The sequence below is a fragment of the Salegentibacter sp. BLCTC genome (assembly GCF_015143665.1).
GTDB classification, from domain to species: Bacteria; Bacteroidota; Bacteroidia; order Flavobacteriales; family Flavobacteriaceae; genus Salegentibacter; species Salegentibacter maritimus.
In genome coordinates this window covers 238,134-253,747 of the sequence record NZ_WYEW01000007.1, presented here as the reverse complement: position 1 = coordinate 253,747, position 15,614 = coordinate 238,134, and the positions used below count along the sequence as shown (strand labels likewise).

Sequence of the window (15,614 nt, the reverse complement as noted above, 5' to 3'; positions counted from 1 at the left end):
TGAATTAGCTCAAAAGATTGTTTTCTTCATTAGGGAATACCAGTGAAGGTTTAAATGATTTTGCTTCTTCAAAATCCATAATAGCATAAGCGATTAATATTAAAATATCGCCCTTGGCAACTTTCCTGGCCGCGGCACCATTTAAGGTAATTTCGCCAGAATTTCTTGGACCCGGTATTACATATGTTTCCAGGCGTTCTCCATTGTTGTTGTTTACAATTTGGACTTTTTCCCCTTCAATTATATTGGCAGCTTCCATAAGATCTTCATCTATAGTAATACTGCCTATGTAATTAAGATCGGCACCTGTAACTTTTACTCTGTGTATTTTAGATTTTACTACGTGAACTTGCATAGTTTATTCTTCGTTATTTAGGGCAATATTGTCTATAAGCCTAACTTCTCCAACATAGGCCGCGATAAATGCACGGTAGGTATTGCCTTTTCTTTTTCGGTTAATTTTTTCTAATGTTTGGGTATTGGCAATCTCAAAATATTCTAGTTTTAAAACCTGATGATTTTTAAATTGCCCCTCTACCCAGTTTTGAATATATTCTGCACTTTTTGTGCCAAATAGTTCGTTAACTTTAAGCAGGGTTTTGTAAATAAAAGAGGCTTCCTCACGCTCAAAAGTATTCAACCTCTCATTTCGGGAACTTCTTGCCAATCCATTTTCTTCCCTTAAAATGGGGCAGCCTACTATTTCTACAGGAAGTCCGGTTTTATCAATTAATTTTCTTACAATTTGTAATTGCTGAAAATCTTTTTCACCAAAAAAAGCCTTGTGTGGCGTAATTACTTCGAAGAGTCTTTTTACGATGGTTCCAACCCCGTCAAAATGTCCGTTTCGGTGTTTTCCCTCCATTACTTGCTCTAATCCATCAAAATTAAACTGCTCGGCACTTATATTTTCGCCATATAATTCTTTAGCTGTGGGAGTGAAAATCCAAAGCTCAGGATCGGCTTGTTTTAAAAGCCTTATATCTTCCTCTAAAGTACGCGGATATTTCTCAAGATCGGCAGGGTTGTCAAATTGGGTTGGGTTTACAAAGATGCTGATAATCACCTGATCACATTCCTGTAATGCTTGTTTTACCAGGGATAAATGTCCCTGGTGTAATGCCCCCATGGTGGGGACTAAACCAATGGTTTTTACATTGGATTTTGCGGCCTTAACCGCCGCTTTTAGAAGGGTTTTTTCTTTGAAAACCTGCATTTTATTATAAAATTAACAGCGTGCAAACTTAATATATTACTAGCAATCTGCATAAATTTTTGTAATTTTGCGTGTTTTTTGTTCGCAATCGCAATTAAAGCCATCTATTTATGAAAGATAAGAGGATATTATACGTATCATCTGAAGTTATTCCTTACCTGCCCGAAACCGAAATATCATCCACGTCTTTTGAAGCCGCAAAAATGGTAAATAATATTGGAGGGCAAATAAGAATTTTTATGCCCCGGTTTGGTAATATCAATGAACGCCGCCACCAACTTCACGAAGTGATAAGGCTTTCTGGGATGAATTTGGTGATTAATGATCTAGATATGCCATTAATTATTAAAGTGGCATCTATTCCTAAGGAAAGAATGCAGGTTTACTTTATAGATAATGAAGATTATTTTAAAAGAAAAGCTACTCTCACTGATGAGGATGGTAACTTATTTGAAGATAATGACGAGCGTGCCATCTTTTTTGCTAAAGGAGTAATAGAAACCGTGAAAAAATTAAATTGGTCGCCCGATATTATTCATGTACATGGTTGGCTGGCATCCCTGCTTCCGTTGTATCTAAGATGTTATTATGGGAATGAGCCTTTGTTTAATGGTGCAAAAATAGTTACTTCTGTATACAATCAAGACTTCGAAGGAACGTTAGATGAAGAGATGCAGGAGAAAGTCTTGTATGACGGAATGGAGAAAGAAGATATAAAACATTTAAAAACCCCAAACTTTGTTAATTTAATGAAGCTGGCAGCAGATCATTCAGATGCGGTAATTACAGCCGGTGATAATATCCCTGAAGAACTTGCTACATATTTAACCAGAATTAATAAGCCATTGCTTCCTTATAAAAATAGGGAAGAATTTAGCCAGGCTTATCAGGATTTTTATACTAACGAAGTTTTATCTGAATAGAAATTTTTATCGAATGAATTTAATGAGAATGATGTATAAAACAGCAACTTTACTTGTTGTTGTTTTTGCTTTTGTGGCCTGTGATGATGAGTATAGTACTGTTGGAGGTGAGATTATTGAAAATACCAGTGATCTTGAGCTAGAGGAGGTTGAAGTTACTGCCTACAGTAAAAAAATCAATTCAGTACAAACAAATAAGCTTGGAAACCATTTATTGGGGGTTTATGATCATCCTATTTACGGGCAAACCACAGCAAGTATTCTTACTCAAATTTCACTACCTACACAAAACCCTACTTTTGGTACAGAACCAGAGCTTGATAGTGTGGTTTTAACAATTCCTTATTTTAGTACTGAAGCTGATTCAGATGAAGATGGGAATATAACTTATGCTTTAGACTCTGTGTATGGCAACACTCCAATTAAAATTTCTATTCAGGAATCTAATTATTATTTGAGAGATTTAGATCCAGATGCCGATTTTCAGGATAGTCAACGTTATTACTCAGATGAGCAAGATTTATTTGAACAAAACCTTACTGGGGAGGTGATTTACGAAAATGATAATTTTCTGCCTTCTAATCAGGCTATTGTTTCCTATGAAGAAAATGACCAGGGTGAGCAAGATACCATTGCTTCCGGTCCGGCGTTAAGAATTAAACTTCCGACTGCGTATTTTCAGGAAAAAATTATCGAAAAAGAAGGTTCTGGCGTACTTAGTAATAATAATAATTTTAAGAATTACTTGCGCGGAATGTTTATTAAAGCTGAGCCAAAAGAAGAAGATGGGACCATGATCTTTTTCAACCTTAATAAAGAGTCTGGTGCCGGAATAGAACTGTTTTATACCAATGAGGTGGAAACTACCAATGATGATGGCGGTACAGATACCATAAGACGTCGTAAACAATATAAACTTGATTTGGGTAGTACTATTGTAAATAGTTTTAAAGGAGAGTATCCGGGAGATATATTGCAGGCTATAGAAGAAAGTAATGCGGAAGCAGGTGCTGAAAAGCTTTTCCTGAATGGGGGAGAAGGAAGTATGGCGGTGATAGAGCTTTTTCAGGATGAAGAGCAAATAGAGGCTTTAAAAGAAAAAGACTGGCTTATTAACGAGGTTAATCTTAATTTTTACGTAGATAAAAGCTTTGTTAGTGAGATGAATGAGTATAATAGGCTTTATTTGTATGACCTTGATAATGGAAGGTTGCTGGCAGATTTAAGTTTTGCTCGTAATTTTGTTCAGGATTTTAATTCTGCCCAACCACTTAATTCCCTAACTTCCTTTTCTAAAATTTTGAAAGATGCCTCTAATGATGAGCCTGTTGGATATAAAATAAATCTTACCCAGCACGTAACCAATATTTTGGAGGATGATGCTGAGAATGTTCGGTTGGGATTGGTGTTGGTTGATAATATTAACAATGTATTTTTAGACAGAAGAGACGGTCCTATTACCCCATTACAATCAGGTGTGAGAGGGCTTGATGATATTGAGACAATACCATCAGAAGTAATTACAACCCCCGAGGGCACTGTTTTGCACGGTAACCTATCAAACGATGAAGAGAAACGATTAAAACTTAGAATATACTACACAGAGATTAAATAATTTACTAACTAATACCAATATACTATTATGTGCGGAATTGTAGGATATATTGGGCACAGGGATGCTTATCCCGTTGTCCTTAAGGGGCTTCAAAGACTGGAATATCGTGGATACGATAGTGCAGGAATTGCCCTTTATGATGGAGAAGAACTTAAGCTTTGCAAAACACAAGGTAAGGTTGCGGCTCTAAAAGAAAAACTTGAAAATACCATAACTACCAACGGAAATGTTGCGATAGGCCATACACGCTGGGCTACTCATGGAGAGCCAAGCGATGTAAACAGTCATCCGCATTATTCAAATTCGGGAGATTTAGTTATTATTCATAATGGCATTATAGAAAATTACGATGCTTTAAAAAAAGAATTGAAAACCAGGGGGTACACCTTTAAAAGTGATACCGATACCGAAGTATTGGTTAATCTTATTGAAGATGTAATTATAAAAGAAGGTGTTAAGCTTGGTAAGGCCGTTCAAATTGCATTAAACCAAACTATTGGTGCTTATGCAATTGCGGTTTATAATAAAACCAAACCAGATGAAATTGTTGTGGCTCGTTTAGGGAGTCCGCTTGCCATTGGAGTTGGGGAAGATGAATTTTTTATAGCCTCAGATGCTTCGCCTTTTATTGAGTATACCAATAATGCAATTTACCTGGAAGATGGGGAAATGGCTGTGGTACGCAGGGGGAAAGAGGTTAAAGTACGAAAGATTCATGACGATACTTTAGTGGTTCCTTATGTTCAGGAGTTGCAACTTAATCTAGAGCAGATAGAAAAAGGTGGTTATGAGCACTTTATGCTTAAAGAAATTCATGAGCAACCAACTGCAATAAAAGATACTTATCGGGGTAGGATGTTGCCCGACGAAGGTATAATTAGAATGGCAGGAGTAGACGATAATCTGGAACGTATAGCTAATGCGAAACGAATTCTTATCGTGGCCTGTGGTACCAGCTGGCATGCCGGTTTAGTTGCCGAATATATTTTTGAAGAATTGGCGAGGATTCCTGTAGAAGTGGAATATGCTTCAGAATTTAGGTATCGTAATCCTATTATTTCAGAAAAAGATGTCATTATAGCAATTTCCCAAAGTGGGGAAACTGCCGATACGATGGCGGCTATAAAACTTGCCAAGGAGAAAGGTGCATTTGCTTTTGGGGTTTGTAATGTGGTGGGGTCTTCTATTTCAAGAGAAACCCATGCAGGTGCTTACACTCATGCCGGCCCCGAAATTGGTGTGGCTTCAACAAAAGCTTTTACCACTCAAATTACAGTACTTACTTTATTGGCTTTAAAACTTGCCAAACAAAATGGGACTATTTCTCATACAGAGTTCATGACCTATTTGCAGGAAATGGAGCGTATTCCTTCTAAAATTGAAAGTGCTTTAGAGGGTGATGAACATATAAAGATGATTGCCGATATTTATAAGGATGCCAGAAACTGCCTTTACTTGGGTAGGGGGTATAACTTTCCGGTTGCATTGGAAGGGGCACTTAAGCTTAAAGAAATTTCCTATATTCATGCTGAAGGCTATCCGGCTGCCGAAATGAAACACGGTCCTATTGCACTTATTGATGAAGAAATGCCGGTAGTAGTGATAGCGACTAAAAAAGGGCATTATGAGAAGGTGGTGAGTAATATACAGGAAATCAAGTCTAGAAAAGGTAAAATTATAGCTATTGTTACCGAAGGTGATACCGAAGTAAGAGAACTTGCCGATCACGTAATTGAAGTGCCTGAAACCCTGGAGCCTTTAACACCACTCGTTACAACCATTCCGCTTCAGTTGTTGTCTTACCATATTGCGGTAATGCTTGGGAAAAATGTAGATCAACCCAGAAACTTAGCTAAGTCGGTTACGGTAGAATAACGGCGTATTCGATTTAAGTAAGAATATATAAATCCCTTTTGAAATTTTCAGGAGGGATTTTTGTTTTAATGGCTGCTTAAGGCTTAATTTTGCTCGCTTTTCTAAGCTTGAAAAAAGTTATTTTAAGAGAGGTATGATTTTATTTAGAAAAAACTATCTTTGCAGCCTGAAAATACCTTTCTGCGTTTTTAACGCATTGTGAATTATAATATTGGGGTTTTCAGATATTTTAAATACGAAAACATTAAAGAATTAAATAATGTCTAAAGTAACAGGTAAAGTTGCCCAAATTATTGGCCCTGTAGTTGATGTTGTGTTCGACTCAGAGAATGCTGAATTGCCAAAAATCTATGATTCTTTGGAAATCACCAGAAAAGATGGTTCCATTTTAGTTTTAGAAGTGCAATCGCACATTGGAGAAGAAACTGTGAGAACAGTATCTATGGATTCTACCGATGGTTTAAGCCGTGGTGTAGAAGTGGTTGCTACAGGAGCACCTATACAAATGCCAATTGGTAAAGATGTATATGGTCGTTTATTCAACGTTGTTGGAGATGCTATTGACGGTCTTGGAGAGCTTCCTAAATCTGGAAAAGATGGAATGCCTATCCACAGGGAAGCACCAAAATTTGAGGACTTATCTGTTTCTACAGAGGTTTTATTTACCGGGATTAAAGTAATTGACCTTATTGAGCCTTATGCAAAAGGTGGTAAAATTGGTCTTTTTGGTGGTGCCGGTGTAGGTAAAACTGTATTGATTCAGGAATTAATTAATAATATCGCAAAAGGCCACGGTGGTCTTTCTGTATTTGCCGGGGTAGGAGAGCGTACTCGAGAAGGAAATGACCTTCTTCGTGAAATGCTTGAATCTGGTATTATAAAATATGGTGACGCTTTTTCTGAATCTATGGAAGAAGGCGGTTGGGATCTTAAAAAGGTCGATAAAACTGCAATGTTAGATTCTAAAGCAACTTTCGTTTTTGGACAGATGAACGAACCGCCAGGGGCACGTGCTCGTGTGGCGTTATCAGGACTTACAATAGCCGAATTTTTCCGTGATGGAGCGGGAGATGGCCAGGGGAAAGATGTTCTTTTCTTCGTAGATAATATTTTCCGTTTTACACAGGCTGGTTCAGAGGTGTCTGCACTTCTTGGGCGTATGCCTTCTGCGGTAGGTTATCAGCCAACTTTGGCAACAGAGATGGGTGCGATGCAAGAGCGTATTACTTCAACTAAAAATGGATCTATTACGTCTGTACAGGCTGTTTACGTACCTGCCGATGACCTTACCGACCCGGCGCCGGCAACAACATTTGCCCACCTGGATGCAACTACGGTACTTTCACGTAAAATTGCCGAGCTAGGTATTTATCCTGCGGTAGATCCATTAGAGTCTACTTCAAGAATTCTTACTGCCGATATTTTAGGTGACGATCATTATAAGTGTGCACAACGAGTAAAAGAGCTTTTACAGCGTTATAAAGAATTGCAGGATATTATTGCTATTCTTGGTATGGAAGAACTTTCTGAAGAGGATAAGCTTGCTGTATCACGTGCCAGACGTGTACAACGTTTCCTATCTCAGCCTTTCCACGTAGCCGAGCAGTTTACCGGTTTAAAAGGAGTTTTGGTTGATATTAAAGATACTATTAAAGGATTTAATATGATTATGGATGGTGAATTAGATCACCTTCCGGAATCGGCTTTTAACCTTAAAGGTACTATAGAAGAAGCCATTGAGGCCGGAGAAAAAATGTTGGCTGAAGAAGACTAATTTATTTTTAGCCGCAATTGTAGGTAACACAAAATAAAATATGATGTCCTTGTAATAGTTGTAGGCTGTAAACTAAAAGATATGTACTTAGAAATAGTAACCCCTGAAGCTGTAGTTTTTAAAGCTGATATTAATGCAGTAAAAGTTCCCGGTCATGCCGGAGAATTTCAAATGCTGAATAATCACGCGCCTATAGTTTCTACTTTGGTTGAAGGTGAAGTTAAAATAGAACTTGCTGCCTCTAACAAGGAGCTGGACGATGAGCTTTCTGGAGACTTCAGAAAAGATAAAGGCAGTAGTAATATTCTTTATTATACGATAAAAGGTGGTGTTTTAGAATTGAAAGATAATAAAGCTATTATTCTGGCCGATTAATTTTAGAATATTTAATACTTGAGAAGCCGGACAAACGTCCGGCTTTTTTTTTGTCTGTTTAATTACTAATTGTAAATGCAGTGAAGTCTGTTAAGGAGCAAAATAAAGCTTATCTATATGCGGTTTTGGCTGTACTGTTGTGGAGCACGGTAGCGGCGGCCATGAAGTTGTCTTTAGAGTATTTTGACCATCTACAATTGCTGTTTCTTGCGGTTTTAGGTTCTTTAATCTCTTTGTTTTTTATACTGGTTCTTCAGAAGAAATTAAAAGAGATTTTTCGCTTTCCGAAAATAGCTTATTTGAAATCGGCTGTTTTTGGTTTGGTAAATCCTTTTGTATATTATGTAGTCCTATTTAAAGCTTACTCTTTACTGCCTGCACAGGAAGCGCAGCCTTTAAATTATACATGGCCAATAATGATTACCTTACTTTCTATTCCTATTCTAGGTCAAAAGATTAGCGTTAAAAATTTTATAGCTATTGTTATTAGCTTTTTGGGGGTAGCAGTAATTTCTACACAAGGCAATTTATTATCTTTCTCTTTTAGCAACCCTTATGGGGCATTGTTGGGGCTTGCTTCTGCCGTGATCTGGGCTTTGTTTTGGATATATAATATAAAAGATGAGAGAGATGAAATCAGTAAGTTGTTCCTTAACTTTTTGTTTGGAATAATATATATTAGTATTGCGCTATTTGCATTTTCAGAGTTTCCTTCTTTTTCGATAGAAAGCTATGCTGCGGCTGCCTATGTTGGTCTTTTTGAAATGGGAATCACTTTTGTAATTTGGTCTTTAGCCTTAAAGAAATCTTCTCATGCCGCAAAGGTTAGTAAGTTTATCTATTTGGTGCCTTTTCTATCTTTAATAGTTATCTATTTTGTGCTGGGAGAGACTATTCTTTTGTCCACAATCGTAGGGCTTGTTTTTATCGTAAGTGGTTTAGTTTTTGACAATATTAATTTCTCCAGGCTTTTAGCAAAAATTAAAAACAGAAAAAAACTTAGGAAGCTTTAATTAGTCTTTTGGGGTGTAATACAAAATATCCCCGGGCTGGCAGTTAAGAGCCTCGCAAATCGCTTCTAAAGTTGAAAATCTAACGGCTTTGGCCTTTCCTGTTTTTAAAATTGAAAGGTTTGCTTTGGTAATTTCGACTTTTTCCGCCAGTTCGTTGCTTTTTATGCCCCGATCTTCCAGGATTTTATCTAGATTTATTATAATTGGCATAACTAAACGGTTAATTCGTTTTCTTCTTTTAAAATTTTAGCATTATTGAAAATACTCGAAAGGAATATTGAAAATAAGCCTATGCCTATCACAAACCAAAAATCAGATAGATCTGCACTTATTCTTAAACGTCCTTGAAATATAATCCTGAATATAAAATATGCCAGGGCGTCAATAATAGTAATGTATATAATTAACTGGCCAATTAATTTGAAGCTTGTAATCTGAAATCTCGTAAATAATTGGCCGGCAAGTAAATTTTTCATCAAGTTTTTTAAATAATAGGAAGATGTAAATCCAAAATCCGCCTGATAATAGTTCATAGGTTAAAGTGGTGTATAGTGCATTTCCCGATTCGATTTTAAACTCTTCAGCATCTCGCAATATTTTAAGTATATCCCATGGATTAATAAAGACTGCATAAAGTAGAAAACCAAGTAAAATTATCCAGCCAAAGATCATAAGATAATAAGCTATGCTGAAAATATTACTAAGCCATTCTGAAGATTTCATTTTTAGATGGTTATTGTTTAACAATAACAAATTTATATTTAATTATTGAAAAACAATAATTCTGTTAATGATAATTGGTAAATTAATTTCAGCATTTTAAGAAATTTGCTAAGAAACAGGCTTCAGGAAATGATTAAAAATGAGAAGCTGCTAAATCGGTGTGCTTTCTGCAGCTTTATGGGGGTTTTGGTAATAAAACTTCAATAAATCTATTATATTTGCGAGGAACGGACTTTTTGAGAGATAATATATGCTAACAGCAATACTTTTAGGTTTTTTATTCGCGTTGTTTCTGGTATTTACAGGAAAGTTCTTCAGGGGGAAAATGGCCATCCTTTCGGCGCTTATCCCGGCAGGTCTTTTTGCTTATTTTGCCAGTTTTATTCCAAAGATTAGTTCAGGAGAAATTATTAGTAGAACTTACCAATGGGTTCCGGCATTTGGCGTAGATCTCAGTTTTAAACTGGACGGCCTTTCGCTTCTTTTTTCCTTAATGATTACCGGGATTGGTTTCCTGGTGTTTGCATATACCGCCTCATATCTTAGGGGGCACAAATATTTAGATAGGTTTTACGGATATTTAAGCCTTTTTATGGCGGCCATGCTTGGGTTGGTGCTTTCTGATAACCTAATCTCTATGTTTGTATTTTGGGAGTTAACCAGTATAAGTTCATTTTTTCTTATTGGTTTTAATAATACCAATCCGGCTTCACGAAAATCTGCCTTAACAGCATTGGGGATAACCGGTTTTGGGGGATTTTCTTTGTTGGCAGGAGCTTTGTTGTTAGGCAGTATTAGTGGTACGTATAGTATTTCTGAAATGCTGAGTATGAAGGAGGCTATTGCCGGTAGTGAATACTATATTTTAGCAGTGATTTTTATTTTTGTTGCTGCATTTACGAAATCGGCTCAATTTCCTTTTCATTTTTGGCTGCCCGGTGCCATGAAGGCGCCTACTCCTGTTTCAACTTATTTGCACTCGGCGACGATGGTAAAAGCGGGTATTTATCTACTTATGCGTTTTACGCCGGTATTAGGAGATCAGGAATTTTGGAATACTACTTTAATAATTGTAGGTGGTGTTACGATGGTTTACTCTGCTGTACACGCCCTTTTTAGAACCGATCTTAAAGGAGTTTTAGCTTATTCTACTATTTCTGCCCTTGGAATCCTGGTATTCTTAATTGGATTAGGAAGTAAGGATGCTTTTTTGGCTGCCTCGGTTTTTATAATTGTTCATGCCTTATATAAAGCTACTTTATTCCTTGTAACCGGAATAATAGATCACCAAACGGGTACCAGGGATGTAACCAAATTGGCAGGACTTCGAAAAATTATGATGCCTGTGGCAATTGCAGGTATTTTAGCAGCGATCTCAAGTGCGGGTATTCCGCCAACAGTTGGATTCTTAGGGAAAGAGCTTACCTATGAAGCTAGTTTGCACGCTGAAGCTTTTACAGTAGTTATCGTGGTAGCTATTGTTTTAACTAAAATATTATTGCTCTGGGCCGGTTTTGTAGCTGGAATAAAACCTTTTACCGGAAAGCTTCCTGAAGAGTATACAAATGTAAAAGCCCCCGATTTCTTAATGTGGGGGCCGGCAATTATCCTGGCTGTTTTAGGTCTCATATTTGGGATATTTCCAATGATAATAGAATCGGCTTTAGTGAAACCTGTGGTTTCAGCTTTAGGAGCTGATGCTTCAGAGTATCACCTTGCGTTATGGCATGGTTTCAATACGGTCTTGCTATTAAGTGCTATTACTATTGCCGTGGGTGTTCTTCTTTACTTTCTAGTGAAACCTTCAGTAAAACTTGAAAATAAGATTGGAAAGTTAGAGTTTATTTCGCCAAAAAGTATTCTGGAAAAAGGAACGCACTATTTTAATGTGTTTTCTGCATTCTGGACTAATGTATTCCAAAATGGCTATTTAAGAAATTATGTGACTACAATCGTGCTATTTCTGGTTGTTTTGGTGAGCTACATTATGTTTGGAAGTTCTAGAGTAGTGATAGATCATACGCAACTATCTCAGGTTACTGCTTATGAATTGGTGGTAGCCTTAATTTTAATTGCCGGGGTTTTCTATACGGTTTTTACAAAATCTAGACTTGCTGCCGTGGCGGCTATGGGTGTTGTTGGTTTGGCAATTTGTTTGATTTTTGTTTTTTACAGTGCGCCCGATTTGGCCATGACGCAGTTTTCTATAGATACGTTAACCGTAATTTTATTTGTATTGGTGCTATATAGATTGCCGAAGTATTTGACTCTTTCAGACTATAAAATGAGGATTAGGGATGGGGTATTGTCGGCAGCTTTAGGTACAGTAATATGCCTATTGGCACTTCAGGTTTTAGCTGAACCAACCAATAGTGAGGTTGGTGATTTTTATGCTAAAAATGCTTATATAATGGCCCATGGAAAGAACGTTGTAAATGTTATTCTTGTAGACTTTAGGGGCATAGATACATTTATGGAAATTTCAGTATTGGCTATCGCAGCCATAGGTGTTTTTGGCTTGTTGAAACTAAGGCTGAAAAGTACCGATAGGTCCCAGTAAAGACAATGTTAAAAGCCATTTAGGCTTACTAAAATTTATACAGATGAGTACGCTAATTTTAAGAACAGCTTCTAATTACCTATTACCGGTATTGCTGGTGTTCTCTATTTTTATATTATTGCGCGGGCACTATTTGCCGGGCGGTGGCTTTGTGGGTGGCTTAATTGCTGCAATTGCATTTGTATTGCACGCTTTCGCCAATGGCCTGGATGATACTAAAAACTTATTGAGATTTCACCCCGGTTTTTTAATGCCGGTAGGCTTAGCTCTTGCTTTTTTTAGCGGGTTGTCTCCAATATTTGTTGATCAGGCTTTTATGACAGGGCTTTGGTTCCCCGAACCTTTCCCTGTAATTGGTAATGTAGGCTCAGCTTTATTTTTTGATATTGGGGTATACCTTGTGGTAATAGGTGTTACCCTCACAATAATATTTACAATCTCAGAATCAGCTTAATTTATGGAAGTTCTTTTAGCGATAATTATTGGGATTCTGTATGCTGCGGGTATTTATATGATGCTTCGCAGAAGTTTGGTGAAACTCATTATTGGAATTATACTCTTAGGAAACGGGGCCAACCTGCTTATATTTCTTCTTGGAAGAATTACTGAAGGGGCACCGCCAATTATCCCCGGAGAATCCAAAGTGTTTTTAGAGGCATACGCAGATCCTGTTCCACAGGCATTAATATTAACCGCTATCGTAATTAGTTTCGGTTTACAATCTTTTGCCATTATTCTTGTGAAAAGAGCGCATAAGGTGGTTAAAACCGATGATCTGGACGAAATGAACGCAACAGACGAAGATTCATGACACAACAATTAATATTATATCCTTTACTGCTGCAATTATTATTGGCTATTTTGCTGATGTTTTTTTGGAAAAGAATTGGAGCGCAGCGTGTAATTAGTATACTTGGTAGTATTGTTCACCTTGGTGTTAGCATAGGTGTCTTTGCCTATATTTGGAACAATGGAACTCAAACCGTGCAGGCAGGTAGTTGGGAGGCGCCTTTTGGTATAACCTTTATCGCCGATACCTTTGCAATAACCATGGTTTTATTAACTTCTATTGCCGGGTTGGCGGTTTCGATATTTTCAGCGGGTTCTGTAATTAGCGACCGATTAAGATTTGGGTATTTTCCCATATTTCACTTCTTATTATTAGGACTTACCGGGGCTTTTTTAACCGGTGATATTTTTAACCTGTATGTTTGGTTTGAAATTATTATAATTAGCTCTTTTGTGTTAATAACTATTGGTGGTGAAAAAGCTCAATTGGAAGGGGCTGTAAAATATTTTACACTTAATTTCCTGGCCTCCATGATATTTTTAACCGCCATTGCGGTGCTTTATGGTTTAACCGGAAGCCTTAACATGGCCGATCTTGCCAATAAGGTAGCTGCAGTTGAAAACCGGGCCCTGGTAGAGATTACCGCTATTTTATTTTTAATTGGCTTCGGAATTAAATCGGCGGTTTTTCCTCTGTATTTTTGGTTGCCGGCTTCTTATCATACGCCGCCTTCGGCTGTATCGGCCATTTTTGGTGGTTTGCTTACTAAAGTAGGTGTATATGCCTTGATTAGGGTTTTTACCCTGATTTTTGTTGAAGATGTGTTCCTGGATCAAATCTTACTGGTGCTCGCTATTTTTACACTTTTTAGTGGAGCTTTGGGTGCGCTGGTTCAAAATAATATTAGGAAAGTATTTTCATACTTAATTATTTGCCATATTGGTTATATGATTATTGGATTGGGAATGTTTACCGAAGTAGCCATAGCCGGAGCAATTTTTTACCTGGTTCACGATATCCTTGTAAAGACAAATTTATTTATGGTTAGCGGGTTGATTTATCGCATTAAAGGCTCTAATAGCTTACGTGCATTGGGTGGGTTTTATGCCCAATATCCAAAGTTGAGTTTGTTGATGTTTATCCCATTGTTCTCATTGGTTGGAATCCCACCTTTATCTGGTTTTTGGCCTAAAATATCGTTGATTACCGCTAGTTTTGATACAGGAAGTTATTGGAGCTTGGCAGCCATTATCTTTGCAAGTTTTATTACCTTGGTGGTAATAGCAAAGCTTTGGGCCGAAGTTTTCTGGAAAGATGCACAGGAAATACCGGTTAAACCTAAGTTTAGGTATTACCACAAGATTAAAAAAATAAAAAGGATTCAAATAATAGTACCTATTGTTTTCTTAAGTATGGTGACTTTGTATGTAGGTTTTGGTGCAGAACATATTCAAACCCTGGCAGCAAGAATTGCATCAGAATTAATAGATAACCAACTTTATATAGATGCGGTACTTAACACACAAATATCCGAATAATGAAGAGCAGGTTTGTATCTAACTTATTACTCACCTTTGTATGGGTAGCCCTTACAGGAGATTTTAGTTTTCAAAATTACCTGTTTGGATTCCTTGTGAATTTCTTTATTCTGTGGGTTATTACGCGAGGAAGTAGTGATGCACGGTATTTTATGCTTCTTCCTAAAGTTATTGCTTTCTTTTTCTATTTTTTATGGGAACTGTTTAAAGCAAATTTGCAGGTAGCTTATGAAGTGGTTACCCCAAACTTTAGAATGAAACCGGGAATTGTTAAAGTTCCTCTTACCATACAAAGCAACCTTGGGATAACTTTTCTGGCAAATATGATCTCGCTTACGCCGGGTACATTAAGCCTTGATGTATCTAACGATAAAAAGGTGCTTTATGTGCATAGCATGTATATAACCGATAGGCAGGAATTTATCGATGGGATAAAAAATGGATTTGAAAAACGTATTTTGGAAATATTGAGATGACGCTAACCGATTATTTATATTATATAATTTTACCAATTTTGGCCTTTTCGGTATTGCTTATAGTTTACCGATTTATAAAGGGACCAAGCATTGCCGATAAGATTATTGCTCTAGATGTTTTAATCACTACCGGGATTGGAATTATTGGTGTGTATAGTATTATACACGGAAGATCTACTTTTCTAGATACCGCAATGATTCTTGCATTGATTGCTTTTTTAAGTACAGTAGCTTTTTCTTATTACCTTGAAAAAAGAAATAGAAAGAAATGAGTTCAGTAATAATTGTAATTTTAGTTACTTTAGGAACCTTGTTCGTTTTGCTTTCGGCAATCGGACTTATAAGAATGCCCGATACTTACATGCGAATTTCGGTGAATACTAAGGCTGCAACCCTGGGAGTGGGTTTGATTTTAGTGGGAACAGCAGTTTTCTTTAACGACCTTTCTACTACTTCCAGAGCTTTAGTGATTATTCTTTTTGTGTTCTTAACTGCACCGGTTAGTGCACATTTAATTGGACGGGCTTCTTATTTTATGGGGGTTAAGTTGTGGAAAGGTTCTATTATGGATGATCTTCGTGGAAAATATCAGAAAAACTCCTATATTTTAAAGAGTGAAACAGACGATAGCCCTGAAGATAACGTAGATCATTCTAAAATGGATGATGAGGCTTCGCAATAGGCTATTTAAAACAGGAACTCTATAGTTTAAGAAGACTTTAAGGCTATTGCTGTG

18 protein-coding genes are annotated in these 15,614 nt (G+C 37.0%); 13 read left to right on the top strand and 5 right to left on the bottom strand.

Annotated elements, in window-relative coordinates; genetic code table 11:
• Window positions 1–4: 4 nt before the first annotated feature.
• Together panD and panC are read right to left on the bottom strand one after the other, a co-directional pair.
• Window positions 5–355 (bottom strand): aspartate 1-decarboxylase, encoded by a 351-nt coding sequence (gene panD / locus GUB10_RS10815; protein ID WP_193711464.1) that lies wholly within the window; start codon window positions 353–355, stop codon window positions 5–7.
• A gap of 3 nt (window positions 356–358) precedes the next feature.
• Entirely contained in the window at window positions 359–1,216 is an 858-nt protein-coding gene (panC, locus tag GUB10_RS10810) for a pantoate--beta-alanine ligase (RefSeq protein WP_193711463.1), read from the bottom strand.
• Between the two features lie 110 nt (window positions 1,217–1,326).
• Here panC and GUB10_RS10805 point away from each other — a divergent pair, with 110 nt between their 5' ends.
• The 6 genes from GUB10_RS10805 to GUB10_RS16160 all read left to right on the top strand — a co-directional run bounded on the left by GUB10_RS10805 (window position 1,327) and on the right by GUB10_RS16160 (window position 8,791).
• Window positions 1,327–2,139 carry a glycogen/starch synthase gene (locus GUB10_RS10805; protein WP_193711462.1) on the top strand — a complete coding sequence of 271 codons (813 nt, stop codon included), beginning with the start codon at window positions 1,327–1,329 and terminating at the stop codon, window positions 2,137–2,139.
• A gap of 13 nt (window positions 2,140–2,152) precedes the next feature.
• A complete protein-coding gene (locus GUB10_RS10800; RefSeq protein ID WP_193711461.1) occupies window positions 2,153–3,754 on the top strand; it encodes a DUF4270 domain-containing protein in 1,602 nt (533 codons plus the stop codon).
• 27 nt (window positions 3,755–3,781) lie between these two features.
• Window positions 3,782–5,629, top strand: coding sequence for a glutamine--fructose-6-phosphate transaminase (isomerizing) (glmS, locus tag GUB10_RS10795; protein WP_193711460.1), 1,848 nt, complete (start codon window positions 3,782–3,784; stop codon window positions 5,627–5,629).
• 259 nt (window positions 5,630–5,888) lie between these two features.
• The gene (gene atpD, locus GUB10_RS10790) at window positions 5,889–7,403 is read left to right on the top strand and encodes a F0F1 ATP synthase subunit beta (RefSeq protein WP_193711459.1); all 1,515 of its coding nucleotides are present in this window, start codon (window positions 5,889–5,891) and stop codon (window positions 7,401–7,403) included.
• 81 nt (window positions 7,404–7,484) lie between these two features.
• A complete protein-coding gene (locus GUB10_RS10785; protein ID WP_193711458.1) occupies window positions 7,485–7,778 on the top strand; it encodes a hypothetical protein in 294 nt (97 codons plus the stop codon).
• Between the two features lie 80 nt (window positions 7,779–7,858).
• The gene (locus GUB10_RS16160) at window positions 7,859–8,791 is read left to right on the top strand and encodes a DMT family transporter (protein ID WP_370591090.1); all 933 of its coding nucleotides are present in this window, start codon (window positions 7,859–7,861) and stop codon (window positions 8,789–8,791) included.
• Here the strand turns inward: GUB10_RS16160 and GUB10_RS10775 are convergent, their stop codons facing one another.
• Genes GUB10_RS10775 through GUB10_RS15965 form a run of 3 tightly spaced genes read right to left on the bottom strand, consistent with a single transcriptional unit; the run spans window position 8,792 to window position 9,514 of the window.
• Complete coding sequence (locus GUB10_RS10775) at window positions 8,792–9,001, bottom strand: helix-turn-helix transcriptional regulator (protein ID WP_193711457.1); 210 nt, start codon at window positions 8,999–9,001, stop codon at window positions 8,792–8,794.
• Window positions 9,002–9,003: 2 nt separating this feature from the next.
• Complete coding sequence (locus GUB10_RS16155; RefSeq protein ID WP_370591094.1) at window positions 9,004–9,267, bottom strand: DUF2975 domain-containing protein; 264 nt, start codon at window positions 9,265–9,267, stop codon at window positions 9,004–9,006.
• The gene (locus tag GUB10_RS15965; protein ID WP_227740376.1) at window positions 9,173–9,514 is read right to left on the bottom strand and encodes a hypothetical protein; all 342 of its coding nucleotides are present in this window, start codon (window positions 9,512–9,514) and stop codon (window positions 9,173–9,175) included. Before GUB10_RS15965 ends, GUB10_RS16155 begins: the two co-directional genes overlap by 95 nt.
• 250 nt (window positions 9,515–9,764) lie before the next feature.
• Between GUB10_RS15965 and GUB10_RS10765 the strand changes: the two genes are divergently transcribed.
• From GUB10_RS10765 to mnhG, 7 genes are read left to right on the top strand one after another with little or no spacing between them, the layout of a single operon-like run.
• Entirely contained in the window at window positions 9,765–12,074 is a 2,310-nt protein-coding gene (locus tag GUB10_RS10765) for a putative monovalent cation/H+ antiporter subunit A (protein WP_193711455.1), read from the top strand.
• A gap of 43 nt (window positions 12,075–12,117) precedes the next feature.
• Window positions 12,118–12,528, top strand: coding sequence for a Na+/H+ antiporter subunit B (locus GUB10_RS10760; RefSeq protein ID WP_193711454.1), 411 nt, complete (start codon window positions 12,118–12,120; stop codon window positions 12,526–12,528).
• Between the two features lie 3 nt (window positions 12,529–12,531).
• Entirely contained in the window at window positions 12,532–12,885 is a 354-nt protein-coding gene (locus tag GUB10_RS10755; RefSeq protein WP_079719904.1) for a Na+/H+ antiporter subunit C, read from the top strand.
• Window positions 12,882–14,402: a proton-conducting transporter membrane subunit gene (locus GUB10_RS10750; RefSeq protein ID WP_193711453.1), complete on the top strand. Its 1,521-nt coding sequence runs from the start codon at window positions 12,882–12,884 to the stop codon at window positions 14,400–14,402. Before GUB10_RS10755 ends, GUB10_RS10750 begins: the two co-directional genes overlap by 4 nt.
• Entirely contained in the window at window positions 14,402–14,878 is a 477-nt protein-coding gene (locus GUB10_RS10745) for a Na+/H+ antiporter subunit E (protein WP_193711452.1), read from the top strand. Before GUB10_RS10750 ends, GUB10_RS10745 begins: the two co-directional genes overlap by 1 nt.
• On the top strand, window positions 14,875–15,150 hold the full coding sequence (locus GUB10_RS10740; protein WP_075325587.1) for a cation:proton antiporter: 276 nt from the start codon (window positions 14,875–14,877) through the stop codon (window positions 15,148–15,150). Before GUB10_RS10745 ends, GUB10_RS10740 begins: the two co-directional genes overlap by 4 nt.
• Window positions 15,147–15,560, top strand: a complete 414-nt coding sequence (gene mnhG, locus GUB10_RS10735) for a monovalent cation/H(+) antiporter subunit G (protein ID WP_193711451.1) — start codon at window positions 15,147–15,149, stop codon at window positions 15,558–15,560. The genes GUB10_RS10740 and mnhG overlap by 4 nt, the downstream gene beginning before the upstream one ends.
• Window positions 15,561–15,614: the final 54 nt, after the last annotated feature.